The sequence below is a fragment of the Burkholderia sp. Ac-20384 genome (assembly GCF_017104605.1).
GTDB lineage: Bacteria > Pseudomonadota > Gammaproteobacteria > Burkholderiales > Burkholderiaceae > Burkholderia > Burkholderia lata.
Genome location: NZ_JAAGPE010000719.1, coordinates 1 through 837, shown reverse-complemented (window position 1 = coordinate 837; position 837 = coordinate 1). Strand labels below are relative to the sequence as shown.

General features: G+C 71.6%; 1 protein-coding gene. It reads left to right on the top strand.

Features of this window, described 5'->3' with window-relative positions; translation table 11 throughout:
* Positions 1-564 precede the first annotated feature (564 nt).
* Positions 565-837, top strand: a 273-nt coding sequence (locus G3O00_RS43005) for an XdhC family protein (RefSeq protein WP_277399398.1), incomplete at its 3' end; no start/stop codon positions are given.

Here is an 837-nt window from a genome sequence, read left to right as displayed (position 1 = left end):
CCGCCTGGCCCCGGCGCACTCGCCGGCCCAGCCCGGCGGGCCGCATCCGGCCCGTCAAGCGTAAACACCTACTCCGCCGCCGCCCGGATCTCCGGGCGAACGCGCATCGCGCGACTTCCGCGCCCTGCCCCGCCACGCCTGCGTTTCGGCCCGATGATCACGCATCGGCGCCCTGATCCCGCGCGGCGGGCCTATGATCGACATGATCGCCTCCTGATAGCCCGGATCACCGCCCCGCGATGTTCCCGTCGCCCCGCGGTGCTATCTTCGTGACTGGATGGCGATCTACGTGCGCGAGGCCAGGCGGTCTCACCACCCCTGCGTAACGCGCGCCCGATCCGCAATGTCGACTGGATTCATCATGACAACGCAAACCATCCGCATCCGTCACCCTCATGGCGTCCGCGCATCCGGCGGTACCGTCCGCGCGCGCCGTTCGCGCGCTGCCGCCGCACCGCATCGGCCGTGCGGCCGGCCCGCTCCGCTCCCGTCCGTCATCGTTGCCGCCACGCTCGCCAGCCCGCGCCGCGTGCCGTGCCACGTCGTCCCGAACGGAGCGTGCTGATGGAAGCCTGGCTCGGCGATCTGCAGCAACTGCTCGCACATGGCGAAGCGGCCGTGCTCGTGACGGTCGCGCACACCGATGGCTCAGCGCCGCGCGAAGCCGGCACCAAGATGCTCGTCACGCGCGACATGGCCCGCCATACGATCGGCGGCGGTCATCTGGAATGGAAGGCGATCGAGATCGCGCGGCATCTGCTGAAGGATGGCGCGCACGTGCCGCACGCGCGCCGGCTCGAGCGGCTCGCGCTCGGCCCGAGCCTCGGCCAGTGCTGC